The sequence below is a fragment of the Pseudomonas sp. NFPP25 genome (genome assembly GCF_900116505.1).
Lineage (GTDB): Bacteria > Pseudomonadota > Gammaproteobacteria > Pseudomonadales > Pseudomonadaceae > Aquipseudomonas > Aquipseudomonas protegens.
In genome coordinates, this window is record NZ_FPBG01000008.1 from 1 (window position 1) to 20,314 (window position 20,314).

A 20,314-nucleotide genomic window follows, 5' to 3' on the forward strand; every position below is an offset into this window, starting at 1 on the left:
CGCCTACGCCAACGCCGGCGTCGACCCGGCGATCATGGGCATCGGCCCGGTCTCGGCCACCCGCCGCTGCCTGGACAAGGCCGGCTGGACCCTGGACCAACTGGACCTGATCGAAGCCAACGAAGCCTTCGCCGCGCAGTCGCTGTCGGTGGCCAAGGAACTGGAATGGGACGCCAGCAAGGTCAACGTCAACGGCGGTGCGATCGCCATCGGCCACCCGATTGGTGCATCGGGCTGCCGGGTGCTGGTGACCCTGCTGCATGAAATGATCAAGCGTGATGCCAAAAAGGGCCTGGCGACCCTGTGCATCGGCGGCGGCCAGGGCGTGGCCCTGGCGATCGAGCGCTAACCTCCGCACAAAACCGCCCTCCTTGTAGGAGCTGGCTTGCCAGCGAAGGCGCCCGTGAGAGCGCCTTCGCCAGCAAGCTGGCTCCTACAGGCAAGGCGTGCGCAGGATCGCTTTCGCCAGCAAGCTGGCTCCTACGGGGAAGGCGTGCGCAGGATGGTCTTTGCCAGCGAGTTTTTCCCGCTATGCCAGGTCCAGCTGTACGCCATCCACGGCACCATCGACTGTCCATTGGCGGGCCCAGTCGCTGTCTTGAACCACACTGCTATGGCCCTGGTAGACGACGCTCAACTGGGCAGCCTGGGCAGCATTGGCATTGCAGATCAGATACAGGTCGGCACTGGCATCCGCTTGCAGGACATAAAGAACCACGTTGCCCTGGGCAGGTATGTTGACGTTGGCCAGGTTGTTGCCCTGGGCGGTATTCCTGATGGCGACTTGCTGCGCAGCGGCGGTGTTGTTGCGTGCGTGAATGGCAATAGGCATTTTATTTGACTCCAGAACTGGTCAGGGGGTTGAGTCGCTACGGTCCGGGCCTGCACCTGAGGCTTGCCACAAGATCGGCCGACCGCAGGGCTATCCTCGGTAACTGTCTGCCGCCATACGAGAGGGACATGTTTCCCTGAAACGCCAGCGCGCCCTCTTCACCAACAAGCTGAACATTGGGCCACGCCCCCCATCAGCCTGAGCGATTCACCCCTTGCCCTCCCTGCACTATCCGCCCGACCTGCTCTTGCAGTGCCTTGGCCTGGGTGCGCAGGGCTTCACTGAAACCCTCGACAAAACTCGACGAGGGCCGGTAATCCGGGCGGATCAGCATCACCCGATAGGGCACCGACAGCTGCAACGGTCGGATCGCCAGGCCGCGCCCGGCCTCTTCCATGGCACTCAAGGGATTGATGATCGCCACCCCGAGCCGCTGGCGCACCATGGCGCACACCGAAGCTGCGTTGGTGGTTTCCACCACTATCCGGCGATCCACCCCGGCCTGGCGAAAATGCTCATCCAGGGTCTGGCGGTAGATATCCAGGCCCGAGAGGTTGATGAAGTCCTGGCCGCGAAAATCCACAAGCGCCAGCCGTGGCCTGGCCAGCAGCGGATGGTCGTCCGCGAGGATGCAGACCATGTCGGCGCAGAACAGCAGTTCGCCCTGGGTGCCCCGGGGCAGGTGCTCGCTTTCGGTCAGGCCCAGGTCATGGCGCTGGGCGCTCAGGGCCTCTTCCAACAGCGGCGATTCCTGGGCGGTGATGCTCAGGCCGATGCCCGGGTGCTGCGCCTGGAACTGCTTGCACACCGGCGGCAGCAGGGTCTGGGAGAACAGCGGCAGGCAGCTCAGGCTCAACTGGCCGTGCTCGAAGCGGCGGATCGACTGGGCCACGCTGTTGATCCGCTCCAGCCCCACATAGGCCCGCTCGACTTCCTCCAGCAACAGCAGGGCCTGGGCCGTGGGCAGCAGGCGCCCGCCTTCACGATCGAACAGGCGCAAGCCGGAAAGCGTTTCCAGCCGGGCCAGCTCGCGACTCACGGTGGGCTGCGAAGTAAACAGCAGGCGCGCGGCGCCGGTGACGCTGCCGGCCTGCATGATGGCGCGGAACACTTCGATGTGCCGCAGGGAGATGTCCATGGCGGGAAACTCGCTTAATCAACCAATCCATATCAGATATGAATATATTGGCAAAGAATAGATATTTTCTTGAATAGCCACCAACGGGCATGCTGCCTCCATTCCCACTGATCACAGATTGCATTCGCCATGGCCATTCCATTTTCCCCCGCTCAACTTGTCGCCGCCGCCCGCCAGTACGGCACTCCACTGTGGTGCTATGACGCTGCCACCATCCAGGCGCGCATCGCCCAGTTGCAGGCGTTCGACGTGGTGCGCTACGCCCAGAAGGCCTCGTCCAACCTGCACCTGCTGCGCCTGATCCGCGAGGCCGGGGTACGGGTCGATGCGGTGTCCCTGGGGGAAATCGAACGCGCCCTGCTGGCCGGCTTCAGCCCGGTGGATGCCGGCATCGTCTTCACCTGCGACCTGTTCGACGAGGCCACCCTGGCCCGGGTGGTGGAACTGCAGGTGGAAGTCAACGCCGGCTCCATCGACATGCTCCGCCAGTTGGGGGAGAAATCCCCGGGGCACCGGGTCTGGCTGCGGATCAACCCGGGCTTCGGCCACGGCCACAGCCGCAAGACCAACACCGGTGGCGAAAACAGCAAGCACGGCATCTGGCACGACCAGATGAGCGAAGCCCTGGCAGTGATCCGCCAGCATGGCCTGCACCTGGTGGGCCTGCACATGCACATCGGCTCCGGGGTCGACTACGACCACCTGGAACAGGTGGGCGCAGCCATGGTGGCGGCGGTGAAATCCCTGGACCACGACCTCGAGGCCTTCTCCATCGGCGGCGGCCTGTCCACCCCCTACCGCGAGGGCGACACCCCGGTGGACGTGCAGCGTTACGCCAATGCCTGGAAAGTGGCGCGCCAGGAGATCGAGGCCTACCTGGGCCACGGCGTGCGCATGGAGATCGAACCGGGGCGCTTCCTGGTGGCCGAGGCCGGCTGCCTGGTCAGCGAAGTGCGGGTGGTGAAGACCGCCGGCCAGCATCACTTCGTGCTGGTGGACACCGGGTTCAACGACCTGATGCGCCCGGCCATGTACGGCGCCTACCACGGCATGAGCCTGCTGGACGCCGCCGGCCACCCGGTGGAGCGCCCGCAACAGCTGACCGTGGTCGGCGGCCCGCTGTGCGAGTCCGGCGACATCTTCACCCAGGACGACGAATGCCTGACCCCGCGCCCCCTGCCCCTGGCTCGGGTCGGCGACCTGCTGGTACTGCACGACACCGGCGCCTATGGCGCCAGCATGTCCTCCAACTACAACAGCCGCCCGCTGCTGCCGGAGGTGCTGTTCGAGAACGGCCAGCCGAAACTGATCCGCCGCCGCCAGCCACTGGCGGACCTGCTGGCGCTGGAACTGGGGCTGTAAGCCGCCCCTGGGTACTGACCGGCAAAGGGACACAGGGCACCCAGGCCCTGTGTTCGCCCGACCGTGTGTTCGAGGCGCCCCCCTGCCCTGGCAGCACTGAAAGTGCTTGTCCAGCCCGTTCCGTGGACAACGCTCCCCCCTTGAACTAAGAGTTAGGAGCCAGGAGTTCCTGGGCAAGGGAGAGCGCCATGTGCGAAGCAGACAAGGGCAAGAAAGAGCCTGGCAAGAGCGAGGGCGGCAGCGGGCTCACCTCGATCCTCAATCTCATTCCCAGCGTCTATTACGACCTGATTGCGCGGATCTGCCCGGGCATGGCGTTCTGGATCGTCCTGGCCTTCAAGTACCCCCACGAACAGCTGCAACCCCCCGATATTCTCGGCGGCGCCCTGTTGTTCGTGCTGATCATCCTCAGCTACGTGTCCGGTATCGTCTTCACCGGCTTCGCCCCGCTCTGGGACTGGCTATCCATCGCTACGCTGAACCGCTGCAGGTTCCTGGCGGCGCTGGTAGGCCTGGCAGATGCCCCGGCATCCTCCAGCTTCGCCAGGTGGAAGGCGGTGACCAGGCAACTGGATGAAGTCATCCAGGCAGATGACGGCGCCGGCAAGACCCTGGTCAAGGCGATGGCGGAGGTCAGCCTCTGCCAGAACCTGTTGACCGGCTGTATCGCCCTGGCCCTGATCGAAATCGGCTTCAGCGCCTGTGGGGCGCTGTCCATGGTCCAGCATCCCTGGTTCAACGGCTTTAGCGCCCTGGCCCTGCTCGTGGCGATGTACATGCGCCAGATGATGTTTCTCGGGCGGGTGAGCCATCTGCACCAACTCCATGTGACAGGCCACTAGAGCAGGTGCGCCCAGGGCCAGCCCCGCTACCAGGGCATCAGTTGCAGCCGCTCCGGCTGGTCGTTGACGCTATCGTCCTGCTTGCTGTCACCAGGCGCACAAGCGATCCAACTGGCCGGGTTCGGCCGGGTGCAGTGAGGGTCGGCCCAGCAGGTGGTTGTCCTGCAGGGCGCCGGGCGCATCATCGACAAAGCGCTGGGTACGGGTATCCAGCACGAAGAACGGATAGTTGGAACAGGAAAAGTCGTAGAACAGCTGCTTGACCGAACGGTGCTTGAGGTACTGATCGTTGCCGGACATCGCACAGTTCTGCACATGGCTGTCCTCGAAGCGCGGCCCATGGCTCCACTGGTAGCTCATGTAGGCGCCCATCGCCCAGTTGAACAGGGTGCGCTTGCTACCGTTCTTGTCGATGCGGTCCTGCGTTCAGTTGTCCTCGATCTCGTGGTCGTCGAGGATCATGTAGGTGGGTTTGTGCGCCAGCAGACGACTGATGAAGGGCGAGCCGGCCTCCTCGGACAGCCGGTTGCGCCCGGCGCTGAGCAAGGCCAGCAGCATCAGCAGCGCCGCTACGCCAAAGGTCCAGTGCATGCCGCGGGACACTGCCTCGACGCCGGCCTGCGGCCCCGAGCCCCAGGCGAACAGTGCGCCCATGGCCGCCGCGCCACTGATCAGCCCGAGGTTGCGCGACAGGCTCAGCAACCCCGCCGTCAGCCCACGCTGCTGCGGCGCCACATCACGCATCACCAGGCTGTTGTTGGCCGTCTGGAACAGCGCGTAGCTGGCGGTGACCAGGGCCAGCGGCAGCAGGTAGCCTGCCAGCCCCAGGCTCCGGGGCAGCAGCGCCAGCAGGCCCAGGCCGCCACACAACCCCAGCAGGCCGAGCCGGGACAGCGGCCGGGCACCGTAACGGTCCACCAGACGCCCGGCGGGGGCGCCGCACAGGGTCGCCACCAGCGGCCCCAGGGACAGGCTCAGGCCCACTGCCAGGCTCCCGAGCCCCAGCCCCCTGGCCAGGTAGAACGGCCCCACCACCAGGGTGGTCATGATCACCGTCGACACCAGCAGGCTCAGCCACAGGCTGCTGCGCAGTTGTGGACGGCGCAGCAGGGCCGGCTGGAACAGCGGCGCGGCGGCCCGGCGCTCGACACGCACCAAGAGCGCGACCCCGACCACGCTGGCCACCAGCAGGCCCAGGTTCAACGGCGCCAGCAAGTTGTGCCCCAGGGTCAGGGCCAGGGCATAGGCGCCCAGGCTCAAGGCCAGCAGCAGGCTGCCCGGCACATCGAAGGCACTGGCCGACGCCACAGGCCGGTCCGGTGGCAGGCAACGCCAGGCCAGTAACAGCGCCACCAACCCCAGGGGCACATTGACCAGGAACATCCAGCGCCAGCCGACGCTGGCCAGTATCAGGCCGCCGAGGGCCGGGCCCAGGGTGGTGCCCAGGGCCGACATACTGCCCAGCCAGCCCATCGCGGCCCCGGTGCGGGCCTTGGGCAGCGCGTCACCCACCAGGGCCATGCTCAGGGCCAGCATTACCGCCGCCCCCAGGCCCTGCAGCGTGCGGGCCGCCAGCAGCCAGCCCAGGCCCGGGGCCAGGCCGCAGCACAGCGAGGCCAGGGTGAACAGGGCGATCCCCGCCAGCAGCGCCCGGCGCCGGCCCCACTGGTCCCCCAGGCGCCCGGCGCTGGCGATCAGGGTGGTGATGGCCAGCAGGTAGGCCAGGACAATCCATTGCACCTGCTGGAACGACGCCTCAAGGGTCTGGGCCAGGCTCGGCAGCGCGGCATTGGCGATGCTGGTGTCCAGGGACGGCATCAGCATCGCCAGCGACAGGCTGGCCAGGGCCCGACGCGCACGGGGCGCCAGGGCTTCCTGGGGGGTGGCTTGGGACTCGGGAATGGGCATCGCACAGGCTCCGGCAAGGTGATGCCCGCCAGCCTAGGGCCAGCCGTGACCAGGCGGAAGGCGCAGCCTTTGCAGTTAATTGATGCATTCAACGCCATGCCAGCTGCCTGCGTGCTAAATTGCGCCGATGTCGACTCCCGATCTGAACCTGCTGCTGACCCTGGACGTACTGCTGGCCGAAGGCAGCGTGGCGCGGGCTGCCCAGCGCCTGCATCTGAGCCCCTCGGCCATGAGCCGGGCGCTGGCCCGCCTGCGCCAGGCCACCGGCGACCCGCTGCTGGTGCGCGCCGGGCGCGGCCTGGTGCCCACCCCTCGGGCCCTGGAGCTGCGCCAGCGCATCGGCCAACTGGTGGCAGACGCCCAGGCCGCCCTGCGCCCGGCCGAGCAGATCGACCTTGGCCGCCTGCAGCGCACCTTCACCCTGCGCAGCCGTGATGGTTTCGTCGAGAATTTCGGCCCGGCGCTGGTCAGTCGACTGCGGGCTGAAGCGCCCGGGGTGCGGGTGCATTTCGTACCCAAGCTGGACCGCGACAGCCAGCCCCTGCGCGATGCCAGCGTCGACCTGGAAACCGCGGTGATCGACGCCGACACCAGCCCCGAGTTGCGCACCCGGGCGCTGTTTCGCGATCGTTTTATCGGCGTGGTCCGCGCCGGTCACCCCTTGAGCCGGGGGCCGGTAAGCCTGGATGCCTACGTGGCTGGCGAACATATCCTCGCCGCCCACCAGGGCCATGCTCATGGGCGCATGGACGAGGCCCTGAAAGCCCTGGGCCTGGAACGACAGATCGTCACCCTGGTCAGCGGTTTTTCCGCCGCCCTGGCCCTGGCCCGGGGTTCGGACCTGATCGCCATGGTGCCCGAGCGCCACACCAGCAACCTGCGGCACGGCCTGCACGGTTTCAGCCTGCCGGTGCCCCTGCCGGAAATGACCATCTCCCTGCTCTGGCACCCGCGCATGGAGGCCGACCCGGCCCATCGCTGGTTGCGCCAGGTGGTGCATGAGCTGTGCAGCCAGAGCGCCCTCCCCGACCATCAGCCCGGCTGATCCACAACTTCATTAGCGAGATCCTGCATGTCTTCCAGCTCCCTGCGCCTGCTCTCCCTGAATCACCTGCCCGCTGCCGCCGCGTTGCTCTGGGGGCTGTCCCTGGCAATCGTCCGGGCCTGGCAACCGATAGATTATTTCTGGGAGAACTTCGCCGCCTACTGGCTGCCCCAGGGGCTGATTCTCGGCCTGCTGTTGTGCACCCGGCCCACGCCGGCGCTGTTCACCGGGGTGGCCCTGGCCCTGGCCGCGCACCTGCAACTGTTCTGCCTGTGGATCAGTTCCCCGGAAGGCGCCTTGGGCTGGCTGTTCTATCTGTTCGACTTTCCCGGCGCGCTGATCGGCGCCGCCATCGCCCGCTTCCTGGCCACGCGCGTGGCTCCCGGCAAGCCGTTGATCAATGGCCTGCTGGGGCTCGGCTGGGTGTCGTTGGGGCTGTTGCTGAACTTCAAGCTGATGATGTACAGCCAGATCTGATACGGGCCGGCGAATGCGGCCCGGGGGGACTGAAACCCGCCCGGGCCACCGACGGCCCGGGCAGACAATGCCTCAGTGATGGCCCTGGCTGAGGTTCGACAAGCGCCCGGACAGGGCCTGCATGGCCTCGCTGACCTTGTCCAGGGCCTGGGCGTCCCGGGCGTTGTCCTCGCTGATGCCGTGGATGCGCACCGCCAGTTCGTTGATCTCCTGGGTCACGTAGCTCTGCTGCTGGGCCGCCACGGCAATCTGCTGCGCCCGCTGGGAAATATCGTCGAAGCTGGTCACCGTGCTGGACAGCGCATCCGATGCACCGGACGCCTCGCCCACCGCCTGGCGGGTTCGTGTTTCGCCGGCCTGGATCGCCTGCACCGCCTGACGCGAGGCCTGCTGCAAGTCGTTGATCATGCCGCTGATCTCGTTGGCCGAGGTCTGGGTGCGGCCGGCCAGGGTCCGCACTTCGTCCGCCACCACGGCAAAGCCCCGGCCCTGCTCCCCGGCCCGGGCCGCTTCGATGGCGGCGTTCAGCGCCAGCAGGTTGGTCTGCTCGGAGATCGCCTTGATCACATCCAGCACCGCGCCGACCTGCTGGCTGTCCTGCTCCAGGCGCTGGATCACTGCCGCCGCCTCGGCCATTTCCGCGGACAACTGCTGGATCGACTGGCTGTTGGCATCGACCTTGTGCTGGCCCTCCTGCACCACCACCAGGGACTGGCGCGCGGTGTCGGCGCAATTGTTGGTGTTCTGCGCCACTTCCAGGGCACTGGAGGACATCTCGGTGATGGCCGTGGCCAACTGGGTGTTCTCCTGGCGCTGCTGCTCGGCACGCTGGGCCAGGGTGCTGCTGAGTTGACCCAGGCGCGCGGCTTCGTTCTGCAACTGCCGGGCTTCGCTGGCGATCTTCTGCAGCATTTGCCGCAACTGCCCGGCATAGCGGTTCACCGCGGCGCGCAAGGCGCCGATCTCGTCGGCCCGGGCCACGTGCAGCTCGGCGTTGTCGCTGGCCTGGCCACTGCCCAGGGCATCGATCTGCCGGGTGGTTTCTTCCAGTTGGGCAATCAGCTTGTGCCCGGCCAGCCAGGCAAAGAACAGCAGCAGCGCCAGCAACGGCAGGAGGAACAGCAGGATCTCGGTGGTCATGGCCCGGGCCAGGCCGGTGACCTTCTGCTCCGGGGTCACCAGGCCGATGGTCCAGCCGCTGCCGGGCATGCTGAACAGGCTGACCCGCGCCGCTTCCTGCAAGCGCCCGTCCTCGTCCAGGTCCAGGCTGCGCACCTGCCCGGTCGGTGCCGGCTTGGCCAGGGCCTCGGCCACCGGAAGCAACCAGGGTTGCTGCTTGCTCAGGGCGTCGAAGCTGAGCATCTGGCCCCCGCCGCCGGCCTGGGCATCAGGGAAATACAGCACGTTGCCGGCCTGGTCCAGGGCGAAGGCATAGCCGCCGGTGACCGCCCCCTGCTCCTTGAGGAAGCGCGCCAGGTCGTCCAGGCGCAGGTCGATGGTGGCGACCCCGGCAAAGGCACCGTCCTGGCGATAGGGCACGCTGCAGGTGGTCATCGGCACCTGGGTCACCGGGTCCTGGTAGGCCTCGGACCACAGGCAACGGCCCGGCGCGCTGTTGCGGGCGCCGGTGTACCAGGCTTCATGGTGATAACCGGCGCTGCCGGCGGCGTTGTAGTCATCGGAGAACGCCAGGGGCCCGGCATCGCTGCGGGCCCAGAAGAAACTGCGGCGCTCCACGCCGGGGGTGAAGGCATTGGGTTCTGGCCAGATGCCGCCCCCGGCGATCGCCTTGTCGCCTTCATGGTCGATCACCTTGGGCAGGGTAGCCATGACCAGCGCCTGCTCCTTGGGCAGCCCTTCCAGCAGGTGGGCCATGCTCGCGGTCACCCCTTCGATGCCCGCCAACTGCAACGCCAGCTGGCGAACGATGGCGCTGCCGGTCTGCTCGATCAGTGCCGAGCTTGCCTCCACCACTTTGGGCTGCCCCCGTAAGGTCATCACGGCAAATACCGCCAGCGCCGTGAACAGCAACAGCAACACACTGCCGAGGGTCAAACGATGAGACAGACGAACCGGTAGCAAGGCCATGACGAACTCCATATCAATAGGCATTCAGAGCTTATCGACCGGATGCAGGGTCCCTTGAACAAAGAGTGATGCCGCTGGCATTTTTCGTGCCCTCGGGAAACCATGGTCCACGTTTGACGAATGGGCTCAGTCCTATCCCGCCACACTCGTGAATCATCAGAGCCAGGTAAGACTGAAAACCGTCGGCACCGCCTGACGTCGACAGCCTCCTGAAGGCCCTTCGGCACTCCATTTGCAGCCAGGTACAGCCCAGGGTTGTCTGCACGCCGAGGCGATAGGCCTGCATCAGGCCGGCGAGTACCGCACTGGCACCAGTCATGCCACCTCGGTCTTTGCGCACTGACTTCACCGAGTCAGAAGTCATGCCTTGGCGTTCAAAGGCAACTCAAGTTCGGCGATCAGGCCAGCTATCGCTGAACTCCAGGTCCGTTGCTCCGAAAGGGTCATTGCCAGCTCTTCCGCCCTCTTGAACGTCGACTCACGGTCCATCAACGCTGCTTCAATCGCATTGGCCCAAGACTCAGCATCTACCGCCACGTCACGGGTAATGGGCACAACATGTCGCGCCGCCTGCTCCTTGGAGAGAATTTCCTTGAGCAACTGCCCCAATCCACTTTCTTCGGAAATCAATACAGGTGTGCCGGCAATGATCGCTTCGAGCCCTACCAGTCCGAACCCCTCGGCTCTGGATGGCATCAAAAGCAGGCTGGCCCGGCGCAGGTCGGCCTCCAATCTCGTGGGATCGACGGTGTAAGGCCGTACCAACACTTCCAGGCCTGGCGCCGCCGCCCACTCAAGGATTTGCTCTCGGGTTTCGTCGCCAGAACCCTTCGGCGCGCCTCGGACTATCAGTTCCAGGTTTTGTGCAACTCGCGCCTTGCGAACAACCTTTCCCATGGCCTGAGCAGCGATATCCAACCCTTTGATATTGGCGTCTTCCATACGCCCCATAGTCAGCACCGCCCATGGCTGGCCCAATGGGGGCTGGCGCGGCACGCCACTCTGGCGATCAAAGCCGGGGTCCAGCCTGACAGGAGACGGCAAACCCTCGGCATCCAGATCCCGCAGGAAACGCCCCTGCAACCGTGGACCGATAGTGACCACACGAGCAGCGTTGCGTGCCAGTTCCAGCTCGATGCGCGTGCGCTCTTCGGCACGCTGACCGGCATCATCCTCGCGCCCCCCTTTCAGCCACTCGATTTCATCGGGCGCCATGTGCACAAAGTGCAGGCGCCGCGCTTGGGGAAAGTGGTCCGTTGCCAAAACACTCGCAGCCGGGCCGGTGACACGCCCATGGCCAATAATGATGTCTGGAGTGAAGCCCGCAGGCAGTTCGGGGCGCCGAGTCAATGCTTCGTGGGGCTCCTGACCAGGCGTCGAGATGGGAGCAAATACCGTGACTCCCTCCTCGTTAATAGACGGGCCTGAACCCGGCTCAACCACGCATACCACTCGCGCACCTTGGCGAACAAAGGCCAGACAGAGATTTCGATTGAGGGTACTCAGGCCTCCCCGGCCGGACTGCCATTCCGTGGCTATGGCCAGTACCGACAGCGCATTGCTTTTCGACTGAGTCACTGAATGCGTGCTGGCATGATGCTGCGGCAGCACCGGTGGACCGAACTGCGGGCGACACATGTCTTGCTCAAGGCCTGTCAGGGCTTTGGGGAGAATAGGAGCCACCAAACCGGGATTGGCTTCACCGGTTGTGCCGATACGGTGGTCCCACTCCCGCAACAAAGCCGCTTGGACGCCATTGAGGGTGGCCGGGGCAGTCGTACCATCGGTGTAGATTGAGTAGTGTTTCGCTGCTGTGGCGTAGTCATTACATTGGGTTGCCACCATGCTGATCAACCATTGAATACCACTACGCGCTTCCGCACGGAAGGTGTTTGGGTACTTCGCCATAGCATTCTGCGCCGCCTCTGGATTGGCAGCCCCAAGATGGCTCACAACTTCGTGATTACAAAGATGGATATAGTGGGGATACTCAACTCGTAGCCCAGCAGCCAATGCTGCTGCTTGCGCCCACAAACCTTTCTGCTCAAGCACAATCACATCGGCTAATGCCACCTGGAGAACAAAGTTTCCACACTGAGAAATGTCTTCCCTGACTTTCTGCAATAACTGCAAATCTCCTGTCGACGCAGCACAAAATATGGCCTGCTCGGCCAGACGCTGTTCACTCCCCTTTGCAATAGCAGCTCCGGCAACAAGAATACCAACCGCTTGGGCCGGCCTGCCCAGATTAGCTAGGCATGCCCCTAGGAACTGATAAACCGAGAACAGATTCTTTTCTGGGGCAACCTTCTTTACTGCGGTTTGGGCAGCCACCACCGCAGCCTCACTCCCCTCAACTGATCGGACGAGCTTTATCCAGAGTACCCATGGATGACTGAAGTCCTGATCCTGCATTGATCGTTGCGCATGGGGCAGCGCCAGAGCCGCGTCTCCAGGCAAGTCGCGCGCCCTCAATAACTTCGCGTAGGTAAATTCGACGGCAGCAGGCCCAGGCTTGATCAAAAAAGCCTCAAGCAGAGAGATAACTCCATCGCGCTCGTACGTGCTGGTGGGCGTTCGGGCGGACCAGCCGAACGTTGAAACAATATATTCCTGAAGCGGAAGCAGCGAAGTATTCAGCTCATCTGGCGCATTGGCCTGAAGCAAATGAAAACGGGCACCTGAAAGTCGCAAGGCAATATCGGCATCGCGAGTTGATCGATTCAGCGCGAGCCCCAGAGCCCTGGCATGCCACCGACCAGCACGTAGATGAGCCTCCCTGAAGGCCACCTCCTGAGCTCGCAGCTTGGGGCCGAGCGTTTCGCGCACTGCCGGATGTATATCGTAGCGGCTACCTTTGGCTCCCAATAGATAGCGACTCTGGAGTTCCTCGGACAGGCCCGCTGAATCCGATCCGGCGACTGCAGCGATCAATCCCCAAGGCGCTGGATCGGGTAACACAGTCAACGCCTCTAGTAGCACACTCGCCTTTGGGGTAAGACCTTCGGCTGCCCGACGTACCAACTGACGCTCCAGCGCCGCCACCAACGCAGGATCAACCGGACCCTCGGGCGTGGCTTGAGCAGGGCCTAGCATGTCATCCAGGACATGAGTACGCAGGAGGTTGCCTAGCAAACGCAAGGCTCGGGGATTACCGCCCAGACGCCTGGCGACCTCGATACGCCTGGCCACGGGAAATTGCCCATCAGGATCGGTAGTACCCAAGGCATCCAGGACCATCTGTATCTGCTCATCGACAGAGGCTGGCGCGGTCAGGAAAGCCTGGTGGAACGGTTCAGTCCAATCGGCAGAGACCTCACGATTGGACACCAGCCAAAGACACCCTTCGTCTGCTACGCGAGTTCCCAGGCGGCCGAAGACATTACGCCACGCAGCAATTGGCAACGCAGAGCCCGGTTCCAGCAATCGCTGGAACTCATCAACCACCAGTAACCCGCCGCGCCTGAATACCTCCCGAGCCACTTCAGCAAATGTTGAACGCTGTTCACAGACACTCACCAGTTGCTCGTCAGCGCAGTCACGTAGTTCCTGAATCACCAGGGACTTCAGTTCCTCGTCGGTCGACAATGCCGCCTGCGGCACCTCGACATGCAACGCCAACCCTCCTCTAGCCCGCGCCCTGGCAACCAGTGGGCGCACCAGACGGTCGGTTTTGCCAATACCCGAAACCCCGGTAATCACCGCAGCGGCCCGCCGCTCCACTTGCCAGGCATGCCAAAGCTCCTCGGCAACAGCTTTGCGGTGCGCACCGGTCAATCCATGTAGATCTGTTGATTCGCTCATTACACTCGGCCTGGAACGTTGATCGTTGACAGCAATTCCGGACGACAGCGATTTGAGCAAAGGCAGGCGCGCAGAAACGGTTGAATCTAACAGAGGGCGGCATAGAGCCATAGCGTGTTGCGCGCCTTGAGATGCTGATCAAGACGTGCCGTGCTCAGTCCTGCTTGGCGCCCATGTACAGCTCGAAGTTCTCGATGTAGTCCGTGAGGTTCTCTTCCATCATCAGACGGAACTCCTCGACGAAATAATCCACCGCCTGCTGCTTGGCCGCCGCCAGCTCCTGGGCATTGCGGCACCCGCAGGCGCTGACCCAGGCGCTGAAACGGGAGTTGGCGTACATCAGCGACGCGCTGGCCTTGCCCCGGCTGCTGTCAGCGATATGGGAGTTGGCCAGCTCGATAACGGCGTCGGCGCGGTTGTAGAAATCCTGGTCGGTGTCATTGGCCACGGGGCGTTCCTCTGGCGGAGTGGGGAAAATAAAGCGCCGGAGTATAAGAGTTTTGTCCTCCTGCACCGACTACTTTCATCCCCAGGCCGCAGAAGCCGGGCTGCCGGCGAAGGGGCCCATGAGCCTTGCGCCAGGCTGGCAGCCGCTTTCGCTGGCAAGCCAGCGCCTACAGATGGGTGGGCGCCGGCAAGGCTCGCAGCTGTTCGGCCAGCAGGGCTTCACTCTTGCCCTGGGACAGCACCACGCTGTTATTGGCCGCTTGCAGCGCCTGTTGCAGGTGGTGCTCGCCCCGCTGCCGGTCGCCTTCAAGAATGGCTTGCAAGGCCAGGCAGCGCGGTCGCAGCCAGGGTGCGTTCCAATCCACTTCGGCGCTCATCGGCGTGTTGTTCAGGGGCGCGGCGTCACGCTGCAGCAAAGCGCGGCAGAACGCCAACTCGCCCCTCAACAACTCGATCAGGCCACTCATGCCGTTCAGTTGCGCCGACCGGGCCGCCAGCAATTGATCCAGTTCCTGCTCCATCTGCACCGCGGCCGGCCAGTCGCCCTGGTCCTGCCGGGCATTGAGGCGGCAGCCGAATGCGACCAGGGGCCCGGGCATGGGGCCTTCGGCCAGGCGCTGAAGATCGTCCACCGGCAATTGTGCGCTGGGCACCCCGGCCACGGTCAGGGCCAACAGGCGTGCCTGGGCCAGCTCCGGACGTTGATCGTCGCGATGCCGGTACCAGCCCAGCAGGAGCATGCCGTCGCTGGGCAATACCCGCCAGGCAGGCATCAGGTTACCCACCCCCATGGCCAGATTGATCACGGCAAACGCCAGGGCAATGGCCCCCGGCACCCCGGGCCAGGACAGCCCAAGCGCCAGGGAAGCGCCACCCACCAGCAGATTCAGCAGCGGCCCGCACAGGACCACCAGCATCCACTGCTGCCGCAGTGGCCGTTGCAGATTGCTCGCGGCAATCACATAGCCGCCCAGGCGATTGCGCTTGAGCTGCGGTGCCCAGCGCACCCGCCAGCCGCGCCGCAGCACCTGGATCTCCACGGCGGCCACCCGTACATGCAACACCGGCATCGCGCACCCGCGTGCCCCCAGGTAATGCCCGCCCTCATGCACCACCAACGCGACAACCCCCAACAGCGAAGCCAGGAACATCGCCAGAAAGGGCTGCAACCCGGACTTGATGGTGAACCCCAGCACCAGCGCGGCGATAAACCAGCCACTGAGCAGCACCAGGCGCTGCACAATCGTCAGCAGAGTGTTCAAGGCCTTGAGCCAGGTGTTGCCATCCATCGAGTACGTCCCTGAGAGAAAACCGACACTGAACCGGGCCCGCAGACTGCCAGCTTCGCCCCAGGAAACTCAACCGCTGATTCACCTCTCTATCACCCCGCCTCCTAACCGCAGGAGCCGGCTTGCCGGCGAAGGAGCCCGCGAGCCCTGCATACGCCTGGCGGCCGCTTTCGCTGGCAAGCCAGCTCCTACGACGCGGGGCAAAGTGCCCCTCTCCCATCAATATCAAAACCCACCGTAGGAGCCGGCTTGCCGGCGAAGGGGCCCGCGAGCCCTGCATATGACTGGCGGATGCTTTCGCTGGCAAGCCAGCTCCTACGACGCGGGGCAGAGTGCCCCGCTCCCATCAATATCAAAACCCACCGTAGGAGCCGGCTTGCCGGCGAAGGGGCCCGCGAGCCCTGCATATGACTGGCGGATGCTTTCGCTGGCAAGCCAGCTCCTACGATGCGGGGCAAAGTGCCCCGCTCCCATTAATATCAATACCCACCGTAGGAACCGGCTTGCCGGCGAAGGGGCCCTTGAGCCCTGCATACGGCTGGCGGTCGCTTTCGCTGGCAAGCCAGCTCCTACGAGGATGCGGGGGGCCAGTGGCGGGCCAGGACCGCGGAGATGCGCGGTTCGCGGTCGATGCGTTGCAGCAGGGCGAGAAAATCGGGATGGCTATCGCGCAGGTGCTCTCGCGCACCGGACCAGCGCGACACCACTGCCGCCTGGATATCCAGGGCACCCGGCGCCGCACCGCCGAAATATGGTCGCGACGCAAACTGCTCGGCGAACAGCCCCCAACTGCGATACAGGCGCTCGGCCGCGGCGGCGCGCACCCGGGCCTTGAGCGGTTCGTCGGGGTCGCTGATCCAGCGTTCCGGGTAGTCGAGGATGCCGATGGCCGAATAGCAGTTGGCGGCGATGTACACCAGGCCGCGGATCACCTGGGCCCGGGCCGACGCTGGCACAGGCAGCAACCCGGAGTCGGGAAACTCCAGGCCCAGGTGGATCAGGATCGCCGCGCTTTCGGTGAGGATGCTGCCATCGGGCAGTTGCAGGGTGGGAATCTGCAACAGCGGATTGAGCCGTGCCAGGGCCTCGCGCCCGGGGCTGTCCTCCCAGGGCGCGGCCTCGATGCGGCGGTAGGCCAGCTGGCAGTACTCCAGGGCGATCTCGACGATGGCCGAGCCGGTGCCCTGGCTTCCATACAGGTGATACATGGCGACAACCTCCTTGATGACCCGGGCCCATTAGCCCTTTCACGACAGGGCGTGGCATTGCACCTGCAGTACTTGCTCGCTCAGTGGCCGCGCCTCGATCCGCACCGGCAAGAATGCCTCGATCACCCGGATATTGCTCTGCAGGTGCTCGGTCATGCACGGCGTGGTGAAGCTGCCGCCACCGGCCAGGGCCATGGGCAGCAACAGTTGATCGGCCAGGTGTTCCGCCACTGCGGCACCGGAGTCCAGCCAGTCCCGGGCCTGATCGATGGCGCCGTCGGCGACCTTCTCCGCCCGCAGGCTGTTCTGGCCGAAACCGCAAAACAGCTCGGTCAGGTGCTCGAAGGCGAACTCCAGCAGCAGCACATTGCCCGGGCCGTACTCTTCATCCAGCAGCACCGGGGTGAGCTGCTCGCGAGGCAGTTGCAGGCGATCGTGCACCCGGCGCAACTCGCGTTCCGCCACATGCTCGGGCAGGCCCGCGCTCAAGGCCCAGGCTCGACTGCCGAGCAATGCTCCGCGCTCTTGAAGATGCAAGGGTTGCAGCTCCGAAGGCTGGATAAAGGCCTCCAGTTCGCCACCGCCGGCCGGGACAAAACCATGGCGCAGCAGCTGCAGTTCCACCCGCCCGCCCATGCGCCGCAGTTGCGGCAGCCAGGCCTGCTGGAGGAAATCCACCGGCGGCGCCAGGGGGTTGTGGGTGCCGCCGCTGATGCTCACGCGGCTCGGCTGCGGCGCTCGCAGCAAGGCCGGCAGCAGGGTCTGCAGCACCAGGGTGCAACTGCCGGCGGTGCCAATGGCGAAGCGGTAGTCGCCGCCGCGGATCGGCCCCGGCTCGAAGCTCAGGACCTGGGAGCCAAGCTCGGCCCCAGTGGTTCTGGCGCCACATACCTGGGCCGCCGCCAGCACCGCGGTCAGGTGCTGGCGCAACAGCCCCGGGCGGCTGCGCCGGGCGCGAATATTATGGATACGCAGGGTCTTGCCGGTGAGCATCGACAGGCTCAGGGCGCTGCGCAGTACCTGGCCGCCGCCGATGGCGCCGTCCAGTTCGATTACATCCTGTTTCATCACATTCCTCAGGCGTAGTGCCGGACCGTTTCCCGCAGGTAAGCGTCCAGCAACGCGTTGTCTTCATGGGTACGCACCAGTTTCGGCACCGGGCGTTCCAGCTCGGCGGCGATAAAGGCGTGCAGTGCCGGGCGTCGCGGTCCGTAGGCGGACTCGTCGGCGCAGCGTTTCAAAACCAGCAGCTCGGCCACCTCGTCCAGCAGTGGCTGATGGTCGACGGTGGTCAGCAGGTCGGCGAAGGTCATCGGCGGTCGGCCGCGCCCCTGGTCGATCCAGCGCACCGCGAGCAAGGGCCGCAGGACGTAGAAGTACTTCTTGAAGCGCACGCTGTCGCCTTGCAGGTAACCGCGAAAGTTCTTCCTGGCCATCGACAGATAATGGTTGCGCGCCGCCGGCGGGCTGTAGAACGCCTCGGCCAGCTCGCGCAGGCGCTCGGCGGCGGTCGGTTCGCTGCGGTACACCAGGGGCGAATCCAGCCATTCCAGCAGGGTCGGGTTGGACTTGCGCAACAGCCCCAGGGTCTTGCGCAGTTCCCAGCCGCTGATGTCCAGCTCGTCGTCCAGGGGCCGCTCGATCACGTCGCGCCCGGCATCCACCTGGATGAACCATTCGGGCTTTTCCACATAGACGAAACGCACATCGTAATCGCTGTCGGTAGAGGCAAAGCCCCAGGCCCGACTGCCGGATTCGCAGGCATACAGCACCTGCACATTGCGCTCGCGCTCGATCCGCGCCAGCTCGGCCAATACCCGTTCGCGCATGGCGCTGCTCAGGGGATGGCGCTCCAGATGTTCCATGATCCTTTTCCTTGTTCAATCCGTGGCGCTGGCGGCCAGCACACTCAGGGTCCGGCGCACGGGGTTCCACACCGTCAGGCACCAGACGCCCCACCACTCCAGGCCTTCGTCGAAATATTCACTCCAGGGCAGCCAATGCGGGCCCATGGCCGGGGCCTGACAATCCAGCTCCAGGTCGCCCACCCAGTTGATCACCTGGGGCTGCTGCTGGAGATCGAGCCCCAGCAGGTCCAGCCATTGGCCGTACACCTGGCGGGCCTGCTCGGCCCCACCCGGGAAATGCAGCCCGTACGGTGGCTGGCAAAACGCCCGGTACAAGGCCCAGTCCTGCTGCTCCGGGTCTTCGCAAACCAGTTGCCGGACCTGCTGCGGGCTGAGCCGCTCAGGCAGTGCCCGCTCCGGTTCCCAGCGCATCTGCGGTTCACCAACGTCGGCGTAGCGCGGGTCCTGGCGCAGCTTTTTCCAGGCCTCACGGCGCCTGGCCATCAGGTGCTGATACAGGTGCTGCAAGCCCTGGCGATGCAAGGCCTGATTCACCTCGACACCCGGCTCCACCGCCAGCCGCACAAAATCGAACACGCAAAACGCCGCTTCCAGCTGTTGGCGCAGCGCCTGGCTGTGCTCATCTTCAACCGGGGTCAACATGGCGGTTCTCCTTTCCTCACAACAGCCGCTGGACCGAACCGGCGGGTAATTCCCCGGCGGCTTCCATCGCCTGCAAGCGTTGCACCATGGCCTCGCGCAGGGGCTTGGGGGTCACCGGGTCGAACATCCCGTAGCGGCTGTCGCACCAGCGCGCCAGGGCCTCACGCCAATAGGCGGCGTCACTGCCGCCCTGCCCCAGGCGCCACAGCAGGTACTCCAACTGACGCCAGCCCGGTTTGAGGGCCAGCATGGCCCAGCGTCGCGCCTTGGGCAGATCGTGCCAATGCTGGTCCAGACGCTGCTCCAGGGCCTCGTCGAATACCGCCCACGGCTGCTGGCGCAACAGGCCCAGGGCGCAGTCGAAGACCTTGTCCGAGGCATCGTCCAGGGCCGCCAGTTGCTCGGCCATGCCACGTTCACCCAGGGTTTGCAGGGCCTGCAGGCGCACGCTCAGCGCCGGCGAAGCCAGGGCCTGGCGCACCATGGCATCGGCCTGTGGCTCCTGCAGCTCCCTGACCAACCCCAGTAGCCCCAGCCACTGGCGCTTGTTGCCCGGGGCCGGCTGCTGCAAGCGGGCCAGCAGCACTGCCCGCGGGTCCAGCCCATGGCGCGGCGCGGCCCAGTGAGCCAGGCAACGCAAGGCCCCCGAAGGGTCGAGCAGGGCCTGCGCCAGATACTCGCGACAATCGGCCAGGCGCGACAGCAGCAGCCGCAGGGCCTTGACCCGCACACTGGCGCCGCAGCTGCGCATCACCTCTTCCAGCAAGGGCAGCGCCTGCTCATCGGGCAGTTCGGCGCAGGCGTCCACCGCCATCTGCCGCACGCTGACCTCCGGGTGGCGCAGGGCCATGGCCAGCAGCGCCGGTCGGTCCTCGACGCCCTTGAGCAACAGCTCGAAGACAAAGCGCGCAGCCTTGCCCCGGCAAGTGCCAAAGGCCCCTTGCACCTGGTCGCGCACCTGGGCCAGTTGCAACACGGCGCTGGCCCGCTCCAGGGTCGCGCCGTGGTCGGCGCGCTGCTTGCCGGCCAGGGCCAGCAGCGGTGCCAGGGTCTGCAACAGCAGCCCGGCATGCTCCGGCACCCAATAGGCCTCGACCGCCGCGGCGGCCTCCTGGCGAACCTGGGGCACCCAGTCGTTGAGGCGCTCCAGCAAAGCCACCAGGGCCTCTGCCGAAGGCTGCGCGGCCAGCCCGCGCACCGCGGCCTGACGCACGAAACCGTTGCCGAAGCGGCTCAGCTCCAGCCAGGCGCTGTGCCTGTCCAACTCGTCCATCACCTCCCGCACGCGGCGGGCTTCGTAGTCGCTCAGCTGGTACTGCCAGCCGGGCGGGGTTGCTATCAATGCATCCATGTCGTCCATTGCT

General features: G+C 65.3%; 17 protein-coding genes and 1 pseudogene. 5 read left to right on the forward strand and 13 right to left on the reverse strand.

All coding sequences use genetic code 11. The features are described 5' to 3' along the window. Nucleotides 1–349, forward strand: a pseudogene (locus BM382_RS27460) (acetyl-CoA C-acetyltransferase); the annotation flags it as partial. A 180-nt stretch (nt 350–529) separates the two neighbouring features. Here the strand turns inward: BM382_RS27460 and BM382_RS27465 are convergent. Both BM382_RS27465 and BM382_RS27470 read right to left on the reverse strand, forming a co-directional pair. Beyond that, nucleotides 530–832, reverse strand: coding sequence for a hypothetical protein (locus tag BM382_RS27465; RefSeq protein WP_015635102.1), 303 nt, complete (start codon nt 830–832; stop codon nt 530–532). A gap of 193 nt (nt 833–1,025) precedes the next feature. After that, entirely contained in the window at nt 1,026–1,970 is a 945-nt protein-coding gene (locus BM382_RS27470; RefSeq protein ID WP_011060617.1) for a LysR family transcriptional regulator, read from the reverse strand. 129 nt (nt 1,971–2,099) lie between these two features. On the opposite strand from BM382_RS27470, the gene lysA reads away from it, so the two are divergent. Both lysA and BM382_RS27480 read left to right on the forward strand, forming a co-directional pair. Then, nucleotides 2,100–3,332 carry a diaminopimelate decarboxylase gene (gene lysA, locus BM382_RS27475; RefSeq protein ID WP_072444646.1) on the forward strand — a complete coding sequence of 411 codons (1,233 nt, stop codon included), beginning with the start codon at nt 2,100–2,102 and terminating at the stop codon, nt 3,330–3,332. A 188-nt stretch (nt 3,333–3,520) separates the two neighbouring features. Then, nucleotides 3,521–4,174: a hypothetical protein gene (locus tag BM382_RS27480; protein WP_072444648.1), complete on the forward strand. Its 654-nt coding sequence runs from the start codon at nt 3,521–3,523 to the stop codon at nt 4,172–4,174. 87 nt (nt 4,175–4,261) lie between these two features. Here BM382_RS27480 and BM382_RS27485 read toward each other — a convergent pair whose 3' ends face one another. Beyond that, on the reverse strand, nt 4,262–4,534 hold the full coding sequence (locus BM382_RS27485) for a hypothetical protein (RefSeq protein ID WP_239690422.1): 273 nt from the start codon (nt 4,532–4,534) through the stop codon (nt 4,262–4,264). Between the two features lie 66 nt (nt 4,535–4,600). Then, on the reverse strand, nt 4,601–6,082 hold the full coding sequence (locus BM382_RS27490) for an MFS transporter (protein ID WP_072444652.1): 1,482 nt from the start codon (nt 6,080–6,082) through the stop codon (nt 4,601–4,603). A 127-nt stretch (nt 6,083–6,209) separates the two neighbouring features. Here BM382_RS27490 and BM382_RS27495 point away from each other — a divergent pair, with 127 nt between their 5' ends. Both BM382_RS27495 and BM382_RS27500 read left to right on the forward strand, forming a co-directional pair. Continuing rightward, on the forward strand, nt 6,210–7,127 hold the full coding sequence (locus BM382_RS27495) for a LysR family transcriptional regulator (RefSeq protein ID WP_053157642.1): 918 nt from the start codon (nt 6,210–6,212) through the stop codon (nt 7,125–7,127). 27 nt (nt 7,128–7,154) lie between these two features. Next, nucleotides 7,155–7,604 (forward strand): hypothetical protein, encoded by a 450-nt coding sequence (locus BM382_RS27500; RefSeq protein WP_015635096.1) that lies wholly within the window; start codon nt 7,155–7,157, stop codon nt 7,602–7,604. A 72-nt stretch (nt 7,605–7,676) separates the two neighbouring features. Here the strand turns inward: BM382_RS27500 and BM382_RS27505 are convergent, their stop codons facing one another. The 9 genes from BM382_RS27505 to BM382_RS27545 all read right to left on the reverse strand — a co-directional run bounded on the left by BM382_RS27505 (nt 7,677) and on the right by BM382_RS27545 (nt 20,310). Next, nucleotides 7,677–9,716: a methyl-accepting chemotaxis protein gene (locus tag BM382_RS27505; protein ID WP_239690423.1), complete on the reverse strand. Its 2,040-nt coding sequence runs from the start codon at nt 9,714–9,716 to the stop codon at nt 7,677–7,679. A 336-nt stretch (nt 9,717–10,052) separates the two neighbouring features. After that, the gene (locus BM382_RS27510) at nt 10,053–13,496 is read right to left on the reverse strand and encodes a glycosyltransferase (RefSeq protein WP_239690424.1); all 3,444 of its coding nucleotides are present in this window, start codon (nt 13,494–13,496) and stop codon (nt 10,053–10,055) included. A 154-nt stretch (nt 13,497–13,650) separates the two neighbouring features. Then, nucleotides 13,651–13,944, reverse strand: coding sequence for a DUF3144 domain-containing protein (locus BM382_RS27515; protein ID WP_011060609.1), 294 nt, complete (start codon nt 13,942–13,944; stop codon nt 13,651–13,653). Between the two features lie 166 nt (nt 13,945–14,110). Continuing rightward, the gene (locus BM382_RS27520) at nt 14,111–15,232 is read right to left on the reverse strand and encodes a site-2 protease family protein (protein WP_072444658.1); all 1,122 of its coding nucleotides are present in this window, start codon (nt 15,230–15,232) and stop codon (nt 14,111–14,113) included. 569 nt (nt 15,233–15,801) lie between these two features. Next, complete coding sequence (locus BM382_RS27525; RefSeq protein ID WP_072444660.1) at nt 15,802–16,440, reverse strand: glutathione S-transferase family protein; 639 nt, start codon at nt 16,438–16,440, stop codon at nt 15,802–15,804. 39 nt (nt 16,441–16,479) lie between these two features. Next, nucleotides 16,480–17,508 carry an RNA 3'-terminal phosphate cyclase gene (gene rtcA, locus BM382_RS27530; RefSeq protein ID WP_015635092.1) on the reverse strand — a complete coding sequence of 343 codons (1,029 nt, stop codon included), beginning with the start codon at nt 17,506–17,508 and terminating at the stop codon, nt 16,480–16,482. 8 nt (nt 17,509–17,516) lie between these two features. Then, complete coding sequence (locus BM382_RS27535) at nt 17,517–18,305, reverse strand: nucleotidyltransferase domain-containing protein (protein ID WP_011060605.1); 789 nt, start codon at nt 18,303–18,305, stop codon at nt 17,517–17,519. A gap of 15 nt (nt 18,306–18,320) precedes the next feature. Then, complete coding sequence (locus BM382_RS27540; RefSeq protein WP_072444662.1) at nt 18,321–18,950, reverse strand: hypothetical protein; 630 nt, start codon at nt 18,948–18,950, stop codon at nt 18,321–18,323. Between the two features lie 16 nt (nt 18,951–18,966). Then, nucleotides 18,967–20,310, reverse strand: coding sequence for a hypothetical protein (locus BM382_RS27545; protein WP_015635089.1), 1,344 nt, complete (start codon nt 20,308–20,310; stop codon nt 18,967–18,969). Between the last annotated feature and the right edge of the window lie 4 nt (nt 20,311–20,314).

Bases quoted from the DNA above. Each gene is read 5' to 3' on its own strand.
- BM382_RS27470 (WP_011060617.1), bottom strand. From the start codon at position 1,970: ATGGACATCTCCCTGCGGCACATCGAAGTGTTCCGCGCCATCATGCAG.
- BM382_RS27505 (WP_239690423.1), bottom strand. From the start codon at position 9,716: ATGCCTATTGATATGGAGTTCGTCATGGCCTTGCTACCGGTTCGTCTG.
- BM382_RS27495 (WP_053157642.1), top strand. From the start codon at position 6,210: ATGTCGACTCCCGATCTGAACCTGCTGCTGACCCTGGACGTACTGCTG.
- BM382_RS27500 (WP_015635096.1), top strand. From the start codon at position 7,155: ATGTCTTCCAGCTCCCTGCGCCTGCTCTCCCTGAATCACCTGCCCGCT.
- BM382_RS27535 (WP_011060605.1), bottom strand. From the start codon at position 18,305: ATGGAACATCTGGAGCGCCATCCCCTGAGCAGCGCCATGCGCGAACGG.
- BM382_RS27465 (WP_015635102.1), bottom strand. From the start codon at position 832: ATGCCTATTGCCATTCACGCACGCAACAACACCGCCGCTGCGCAGCAA.
- BM382_RS27490 (WP_072444652.1), bottom strand. From the start codon at position 6,082: ATGCCCATTCCCGAGTCCCAAGCCACCCCCCAGGAAGCCCTGGCGCCC.
- BM382_RS27485 (WP_239690422.1), bottom strand. From the start codon at position 4,534: ATGAGCTACCAGTGGAGCCATGGGCCGCGCTTCGAGGACAGCCATGTG.
- BM382_RS27540 (WP_072444662.1), bottom strand. From the start codon at position 18,950: ATGTTGACCCCGGTTGAAGATGAGCACAGCCAGGCGCTGCGCCAACAG.
- rtcA (WP_015635092.1), bottom strand. From the start codon at position 17,508: ATGAAACAGGATGTAATCGAACTGGACGGCGCCATCGGCGGCGGCCAG.
- lysA (WP_072444646.1), top strand. From the start codon at position 2,100: ATGGCCATTCCATTTTCCCCCGCTCAACTTGTCGCCGCCGCCCGCCAG.
- BM382_RS27520 (WP_072444658.1), bottom strand. From the start codon at position 15,232: ATGGATGGCAACACCTGGCTCAAGGCCTTGAACACTCTGCTGACGATT.
- BM382_RS27525 (WP_072444660.1), bottom strand. From the start codon at position 16,440: ATGTATCACCTGTATGGAAGCCAGGGCACCGGCTCGGCCATCGTCGAG.
- BM382_RS27510 (WP_239690424.1), bottom strand. From the start codon at position 13,496: ATGAGCGAATCAACAGATCTACATGGATTGACCGGTGCGCACCGCAAA.
- BM382_RS27480 (WP_072444648.1), top strand. From the start codon at position 3,521: ATGTGCGAAGCAGACAAGGGCAAGAAAGAGCCTGGCAAGAGCGAGGGC.
- BM382_RS27545 (WP_015635089.1), bottom strand. From the start codon at position 20,310: ATGGACGACATGGATGCATTGATAGCAACCCCGCCCGGCTGGCAGTAC.